Source organism: Synechococcus lacustris Maggiore-St4-Slac (assembly GCF_024345595.1).
Taxonomy (GTDB): Bacteria; Cyanobacteriota; Cyanobacteriia; order PCC-6307; family Cyanobiaceae; genus Synechococcus_D; species Synechococcus_D lacustris.
Window position 1 is genome coordinate 26357 of the sequence record NZ_JAGQBK010000017.1, and the last position, 6423, is coordinate 32779.

6 protein-coding genes are annotated in these 6423 nt (G+C 49.8%); 5 read left to right on the top strand and 1 reads right to left on the bottom strand.

Going from position 1 to position 6423, the window contains the following annotated elements:
- Positions 1 to 46: 46 nt before the first annotated feature.
- The 3 genes from rpsP to KBY68_RS10400 are packed head-to-tail and all read left to right on the top strand — an operon-like array spanning position 47 to position 2216.
- Positions 47 to 490, top strand: coding sequence for a 30S ribosomal protein S16 (gene rpsP, locus KBY68_RS10390; RefSeq protein WP_255097109.1), 444 nt, complete (start codon positions 47 to 49; stop codon positions 488 to 490).
- A 10-nt stretch (positions 491 to 500) separates the two neighbouring features.
- The gene (locus tag KBY68_RS10395; protein ID WP_255097111.1) at positions 501 to 1439 is read left to right on the top strand and encodes a PhoH family protein; all 939 of its coding nucleotides are present in this window, start codon (positions 501 to 503) and stop codon (positions 1437 to 1439) included.
- Positions 1440 to 1481: 42 nt separating this feature from the next.
- A complete protein-coding gene (locus tag KBY68_RS10400) occupies positions 1482 to 2216 on the top strand; it encodes a Bax inhibitor-1/YccA family protein (protein WP_106499619.1) in 735 nt (244 codons plus the stop codon).
- Positions 2217 to 2245: 29 nt separating this feature from the next.
- Here KBY68_RS10400 and KBY68_RS10405 read toward each other — a convergent pair whose 3' ends face one another.
- Positions 2246 to 2764 carry a sll1618 family protein gene (locus KBY68_RS10405; RefSeq protein ID WP_255097112.1) on the bottom strand — a complete coding sequence of 173 codons (519 nt, stop codon included), beginning with the start codon at positions 2762 to 2764 and terminating at the stop codon, positions 2246 to 2248.
- 55 nt (positions 2765 to 2819) lie between these two features.
- Between KBY68_RS10405 and era the strand changes: the two genes are divergently transcribed.
- Positions 2820 to 3758, top strand: a complete 939-nt coding sequence (gene era, locus KBY68_RS10410; RefSeq protein WP_255097113.1) for a GTPase Era — start codon at positions 2820 to 2822, stop codon at positions 3756 to 3758.
- A 127-nt stretch (positions 3759 to 3885) separates the two neighbouring features.
- Positions 3886 to 6423, top strand: a 2538-nt coding sequence (locus KBY68_RS10420; protein ID WP_390634989.1) for a choice-of-anchor I domain-containing protein, incomplete at its 3' end; no start/stop codon positions are given.

Genomic DNA, 6423 nt, shown 5'->3' on the forward strand with positions numbered 1-6423 from the left:
CTAACAGTTATGGTGGTTGATTCAAGTTTTCGCACGATTAGTCACGATGATCAAGCTCCGCCTGAAGCGCTTCGGTAAGAAGCGGGAAACGAGCTTCCGGATCGTGGCTTGTAACAGCACCAGCCGCCGGGACGGACGTCCCCTTGAGGAACTGGGTTTTTACAACCCACGCACCAATGAAACTCGCCTTGATACCGAAGCCCTGCGCCGCAGGCTTGATCAAGGCGCCCAACCATCAGACACCGTGCGGGGCCTCCTGGAAAAAGGCGGCATGATCGCCAAAACAATCAGGCCAGCTGAAACCGTTGGCAAGGCAAAACAGGCAGCTGCCCGCGAAGCAGAGGCAAAGGCTGCCGCAAAGGCTGCTGCTGAAGCAAAGGCTGCAGAAGTTGCTGCTGCAGAGGCTGCCAAAGCTGAAGCTGCTGCTGCTGCTTCTGCCGCCGCGGAAGTTACCCCTGAAGAAACCCCTGTAGTGGAAGCTGAAGCCTGATATCAGCCCCATGGAAGGGCGCCAGCGTTTCGCGATTGATCTTCCAGATCAAGCTGCTGCCTTGGCTTTAGCTGGCGAGGCAGAAATAAACCTTAAAAAGATCAGTGAATCAACCGGCGCACAATTAGTGCTGCGCGGTTTGCAATTACATATTGATGGCAAGCCACAACAATTGGAGCAGGCCGCCGCCGTTGTGGAATTACTACGGCATCAATGGACTGCCGGAGAAACAATTACTGCCGCTGATTTAAATACAAATCTGCAGGCACTAAATAAAGGCCATGGATCAGAGCAACGTTTATTAAGTAAACAGGTTTTAACGCGCAGCCAAAGCGGCAAGTTATTAAGGCCACGCACCCTGGGGCAACGCAACTATGTGGAGGCGATGGAAAACCATGAACTCACCTTGGCCCTCGGGCCTGCCGGCACAGGTAAAACCTTTTTAGCTGTGGTGCAAGCGGTGCGCTGCCTGCAGGAGAGGCGGGTTGAAAGAATTGTGCTCACCAGGCCTGCGCTGGAAACAGCGGTAGAGCCATACCTGCGCCCCCTATACGACGCCTTACACAGCTTGCTGAGCCCAGAACGCACAGCGGCACTACTAGACAAAGGCATTATTGAAGCAGCACCGCTTGCTTATATGGGCGGCCGCACCCTTGCGGATGCCTTTGTGATTGTTGATGAAGCCCAAAACAGCAGCTGCGCCCAAATGCGCATGCTGCTCACCAGGCTGGGCGAAAATTCGCGCATGGTGGTAGTTGGTGATCCCTCCCAAATTGACTTACCCCGCGGAGAACCCAGTGGGCTAGTGGAAGCGGCCCAAGTGCTTGATGGGGTGGAAGGTATTGCAATCTGCAGGCTTAGTGCAGCTGATGTGGTGCGCCATCCATTGGTGCAAGGGCTTGTGGAGGCCTACGCCAAGCAAGGCGGTGATCCGCACGGCAAAAACTGATTTTCGCTGCCACCATAGGGGGGTTCCCTTAGGTGAAAAGCCATGCCGGCCAGCAGTAATTTTCAACAAGCGATAAAGGAAGCGCAAAGCAGCGCCCTAGTGGGGCCAAATGTTGTTAACCGCGCTCTGCCCTATGTGGGTGGCGGCATGGTGCTCACTTCAGTGGGGGTGCTTGGTGGCTTAACAATGATCGCTACGCCCCTGTTCATGCCCCTCTTTTGGGTGGCTTTAATCGGCAACTTAATCCTATTTTTTGTGGCGCAAAACGTAGCGCTCAAAGCTAATAACGCCACTGCCTTGCCGCTATTAGCTGTTTACAGCCTGCTTACCGGTTTCACCCTCAGCGGCTTAGTGGCCATGGCCCTGAGCGGAGCTGCTGGTGTTGGCGGGGTTGCGATTGCTGCTTTAGCTACTGGCATCACATTTGTGATCGCATCGATTGTGGGCCGTCGCATGAGCGACAGCGTTGGCCAATCCCTCACGGCAGTGGTGGGTTTGGGCATCGTGGGGCTATTAATCGCCATGGTTGTGCAACTTATCGGCGGTATTTTTGCCCCCGGCATGTTCATGGGTGGTGGATTTGAATTAATGATTGCCGGCTTTGGCACGGTGTTATTTGTTGGAGCTGCATTTGTAGATTTCTACACAATGCCCCGCACCTATCGCGACGACCAATATTTAGCCGGTGCCCTTGGCATGTATCTCACTTACATCAATCTATTTATTTTTATCCTGCGCCTCATAATCGCCCTTAATGGTGGCAGCCGCCGCGATTGATTGGTAGGAGTTAGCGCTTTAAATTGTATTTACTCAGCAACAGACAATACAGCCGCCTTAATGGCGGCTTTTTGTTCGGCGTCGTATTGCCAACGCTCAAGGAAAGCCACATCACTGCCCTCGCCATTGGTGGCAGCCAATAGGATTTCAAGCCGGTTTTTAACAGCTGCTGGTTCAAGTTGCTGCAGTAGCTCAATACTGCGCCGTTGCACCCGCTTGGAACCTGAGGCCTGTTCATCAGCGCCCACCCTTAGGTGATAAACGGCCATGGCAGTGCTCATGGCTAAGTTGCGAACGGTTAAATCCACCACCCCCTCACCCGCTAAGCGCAGGGCCATCACTAATGGTTCGGGTAGGCGATCCATCAAGGGATTTTCCGCTGGCAAACTCACCACAAAAAAGCCGCGGGCGCCATCACGGCTAGCAACGAGATCAGCCACTTTGTCTGCTAATACCTCATCACTGAGGTCCCCTTGTTCCCAAGCGCCACACCAAAGGGCAGCTGCTTCCATCGCCTCTTCAAAGCTCATCTCAAGGGTTGAAACCATCAATCCAGGTTATGGGTTTTAGCCGCTGGTTTGGTTGCACCTGCACACTGGGTGCATGCAGATCCCAATACCAAACGGCACTGAATTGCAATGGACCCCAACGCCAGATGGGTTCCGCTCCGGTTTTGTTGCCCTAATTGGCAGGCCAAATGTGGGTAAATCCACCCTCTTGAACCAATTGGTGGGAGAAAAAGTAGCGATCACCTCACCGGTAGCCCAAACAACACGCAACAGGTTGCGGGCAATTCTCACAACAGAAACGGCTCAACTGGTGCTGCTAGACACACCAGGTATCCATAAACCGCACCACCTGCTGGGTGAACGCCTCGTGCAAACCGCCCGCAACAGCATTGGTGAAGTGGATGTGGTGCTTGCCCTGATGGATGGCAGCGTGCCCATGGGTCGTGGTGATCAATTCGTGCTTGATCTGCTGCAGCAAATCCGCCAACCGGTGCTGCTAGGCCTAAATAAACAAGACCTGGTGGCAGCGCAAGAGCAGGCAGAACTAATTGCCAGCTACCAAGCAGCTTTGCCCCAGGCGCCCCTATTTCCATTCAGCGCCACCAGCGGTGAAGGCTGTGCTGCATTGGTGGCAGCCATGGCGGAACTGCTACCGCCTGGGCCGATGCTTTATCCAGCTGGCACCATCAGCGATCAACCGGAACGCCTACTTCTGGCTGAATTGATCCGCGAACAGGTGTTGCATCTCACCCGCGAAGAAATCCCCCATTCGGTTGCAGTGCAAATCGAACGATTAGAAGAAGATGGGCCCCGCACCGCAATTCTCGCCACCGTAATGGTGGAGCGCAGCAGCCAAAAGGGGATCCTGATCGGCAAAGGCGGCGCGATGCTCAAAGCAATCGGCACCGGCGCCCGGCTGCAAATGCAAAAGGTATTTGATGGCCCCGTTTACCTGGAATTATTTGTGAAGGTAGTGCCCCACTGGCGACAAAAACCTGGCCGCCTAGCTGAACTTGGCTACCAAGGGGAATGAAGGGGGAGGCATTAATCAAAGCTTAGTTAACCAAAAAAACACAGATCCTTAATCAAATTAACTCCATCCGTTAACGCAATGAGATGGTTTTGAATTCCATTATTAGCAGGATATTTCACAAAGCTTCGTGACTTCATCTTTTGCTGATCTAACAAGCTTGAACAGCCTGCGCCTTACTGGTGGTGCTGAGATTAGTGCCTTCCATGCGGCTTCTAAACTTATATTCACCATTGGCGGTAATACAAGTTTATCAGCAGTAAACTTCACCGATCCAGCAAATCCAACCCTTAAGGAAACAATAACCTTATCGGGTAACACAAATAGCGTTGCAGTTAGCAGCACTGGTTTAGTTGCAGTAGCTGTTGAAGGCACTGGCTCAGCTAGATATACGGAAGGAAAAGTATTTTTCTACAAAGTCTCTGGAGAAGGTAGCAGCGCAACAATTACTGCAGCTGGCTCGGTAGCTGTGGGAATAGTTCCAGATTCAATTGCATTCACACCAGATGGAAACAAGCTAGTAGTTGCAAATGAAGGAGAACCAAATGAACTATATACAGTTGATCCAGAGGGAACAATTTCTTTAATTTCAATCAATAATACAACCCCTGCAGATTCTACAGTTGCAACGCTCGGATTCACAGCACTTAATGGTAGAGAAGCCGAACTAAAAGCATTAGGAATAAGGATTTCAGGTATAGCAGGAACTACCGCTGCAAAGGATTTAGAACCAGAATATGTTGCTATTAGCCCAGATGGGAAAAAAGCATATGTAACATTTCAGGAAAATAATGCAATTGGAGTTATAAATATTGAAGGCAACATTCCAGTTTTAGAAAGCTTGAGAGCCGTAGGTGTTCAAGATTATGTTAGAGGAAAACCAAGCGTAACTAATTATGATTTAGTGATCGCAAGCCCTGGCACAACAAGCGCTGGTGCTGTGGTGCCGGGCGGCGGACTTTCAGGCCTATATGCAACAGGCCGAGATGCCCAAGGTAGATTGTTGTTTATAGCACCGGCAGACAGGGGACCCAATGGTGGCGTAGCTTCAAAAGACGTTGTTAAAGCGGATGGCACCCCAGGAACAGACGGAACTCCAGATGCCGTTCAACCGTTTCTACTTCCGGATTATCAAGCCCGTTTTTACAAACTTGCCCTGGATGAAAAAACAGGAGTTGTATCAACATTAGGAGAAATAAAACTTACCCAAAAAGACGGCACAACTCCAATCACAGGCCGCTCTAATGGCAAGGGAGACCAGATTCCAGTAGATGCAAATGGCAACCTGCTGAGCTACGACCCCTACGGTGCCGACCTGGAATCAATAGTTCAAGATAAGGATGGCAACATCTGGATGAGCGATGAATATCGACCTGCCGTTTATAAATTCAATGCAACAGGCCAATTAATTGAGCGCTATGTGCCTGTTGGAGCTGGCGTAGCAGCCGGACTCGCCGCTGGTGCCCTTGGCAAGGAAACATTGCCTGCTGAATACGCCAAGCGCCAAACGAACCGCGGCTTCGAAGGCATGGCCTACGACGAAGCAAATGGCAAGCTGTTTGCCTTTGTGCAAAGCCCACTGGATGATGTGGGTGCCAACGACGGCAAGAAGAGTTCATTAATTAGAATCCTTGAAATAGATGCAACTACGGGCAATCCTTCCGCTGAATATTTATATTCAATGGCAGGGAAAGATACAGTATCACCAGATGGTTCATTATATGAAGCAAAGGTTGATAAGATTGGTGATGTTGCCTACGACGCAAAAAGGCAGGTATTCTACGTACTTGAGCGTGATTCAGCGCCTGGAGCACTAAGCTACAAGCAGGTTTTTGAAGTTAGCCTAAAAGGAGCTACAAATATATTAGGTAATGCAGTTGCAAACGAGGAAAATCTTAGCATAGATTCACTACTATCAACACATAGCATAAAATTAGCAAGCAAAGTACTAATAACCAATCTAGCAAGCATTGGCTACATTCCCAACGACAAGCCAGAGGGTTTAGCACTGCTAAGCGACGGACGCCTGGCTGTTATCAATGATAACGACTTTGGAGTAACGTCGCTAACTGCAACTGAATACACAGCTCTAAGCTCCACTGAAAAAGCAAAATACAGTCTTGCTTCAGATATAAATGGATCCAAAACATACGTATATTCGAATCCAGCGGTAGACGCAAAGATTCAACTTGGCATAGTTAACTTCTCGCCAACATACATTGATCCAGATGATAAAGATGGTGGGATTAAATTACTTGCTAATCAAAATATATACGGATTACGCATGCCTGATGGCATAGCAGCCTATCAAGCTGTTGGCGCCAATGGCTCAGCCCAAACGTTCACAATTATTGCAAATGAAGGTGATGGCCGCGTACGGCCAGATGGCGAATACACAAATCCATCAAATAACGAAATAACCAAAGAGGGCGCCAATCATAATGATGAATTCCGACAAGGCGTAACAGGTGCAGGTACTGATAAACGCTTAAAAACAATTAAAGACCTAGGCAACTATGATTCAAACACAACAGCTTATGAGCAAAAATTTAGTTTTGGTGGGCGCTCGATAACAATTCTTGATTCGCTAGGCAATATTGTTTGGGATAGCGGCGATTTAATTGATCGTGCAGCGATAGCAGCAGGTATATACGACGACACAAGAAGT